We start from the raw sequence: 1,423 nt of genomic DNA on the forward strand, positions 1-1,423 counted from the left end.
AGCGCGAGCGCCTCGCGTGCCCGCCCCTCGGCCTCGGCCCGCCGCGCCCCGCGCATCCGGGGACCGTAGGCGACGTTGCCCAGCACGCTCAGGTGCGGAAACAGGGCGTAGTCCTGAAAGACCAGCCCGACGTGCCGCGCTTCCGGGGGCAGGGGGGTCACGTCCCGCCCGCCGATCTCGACCCGTCCGGCGTCGGGGCGCTCCAGTCCGGCCACGCCGCGCAGCACTGTGCTCTTGCCGCAGCCGCTCGGGCCGAGCAGCGCCACGGTCTCGCCCGCCCCGACGGTCAGTGACACGTCCTCGGCGGCGACGGTGGAGCCGTAGCGTTTGGAGAGGCCGTGGAGGGTCAGTGCGGGATACACCCCGGCATTCTGGCTCACGTGACTTCCCCCTCCCCGCCGTCCAGCAGCGTGAAAGCTCCCGCCGCAAGAAAGAGCAGCACCGTCGCCAGCGCGCAGGCCTCGCCCAGATTGCGTTCGCCGGGACGGCCCAGGCGGTCGTACAGCCCCACGCTGAGGGTGGCCCACTCGGGCCGCGTCAGCACCAGCGTGGCCCCGAACTCGCCCAGCACCGTCGCCAGCGCGAGCGCCGCGCCGCCCCGCAGCGCCGGAAGCGTGAGCGGCAGCGTGACCGTGCGGTGCGCCGCCCACGTTCCGGCTCCCAGACTGCGGGCGGCCTCGGTCAACCGGGGCGGCAGCGCCCGCAACGCCGGAAGCACGCTGCGCGTGACCAGCGGAAAGCCCAGCAGCGTGTACGCCGCGATCAGAAGGGGCAGCGTGGCCGACAGCGCCGGGTACGCCAGCAGGTAGCCCACCGCCAGACTCACGGGCGACACCATCAGCGGCAGCAGCGACAGCAGATCGAGAAGGCGCGACCGCGCCCGCCACGCCCCCAACGCGTGCAGCCCACCCAGCAGCGTGGCCCCCGCCAGCGCCAACAGCCCGAAACGCAGCGTGTTGCCCACCAGCAGCGGCGTCTCCGGATCGGCGAGGATGCCCTGCCAGTAGGCCAGGGTCGGCCCCCCGGACCCCAGCAGCCCCCGCGCCACCACGGCCAGCAGCGGCCCGAAGCAGATCAAGGCCACCAGCGCCGCCAGACTCCACAGCCCCGCCGCTGCTCCGCCCCGCACTGGAGGCAGGCCGCTCGCGGGCACGCCCGTCCCGCCGCGCAGCAGCGCCACATACGCCCACGTCGCTCCCAGCGTCAGCGCGAGTTGCCCGGCGATCAGGGCACTCGCCTCCGACAGCCGGAACTGGTAGGCCGTCAGCGTGTAGATCTCGACCTCCAGCGTGGCGTAGCGTTCGCCCCCCAGCGCCAGCGGCAGCCCGAAACTCAGGGCCGAGTACAGGAACACCAGAATGAACCCTGCCGCGAGGCCGGGCAGCGCCAGCGGCAGCGCCACCGTCCGCGCCGCCTGCCAGCC

At 74.1% G+C, this 1,423-nt stretch carries 2 protein-coding genes; both read right to left on the reverse strand.

Translation table 11 applies throughout. The features are described 5' to 3' along the window. Positions 1 to 380, reverse strand: a 380-nt coding sequence (locus QOL99_RS17040; RefSeq protein ID WP_285525576.1) for an ABC transporter ATP-binding protein, incomplete at its 3' end; no start/stop codon positions are given. Beyond that, a partial coding sequence (locus QOL99_RS17045; protein WP_285525578.1) for an ABC transporter permease occupies positions 377 to 1,423 on the reverse strand: 1,047 nt, incomplete at its 5' end. The genes QOL99_RS17040 and QOL99_RS17045, both read right to left, overlap by 4 nt.

This window comes from Deinococcus rhizophilus, assembly GCF_030271215.1.
Taxonomy (GTDB): domain Bacteria; phylum Deinococcota; class Deinococci; order Deinococcales; family Deinococcaceae; genus Deinococcus; species Deinococcus rhizophilus.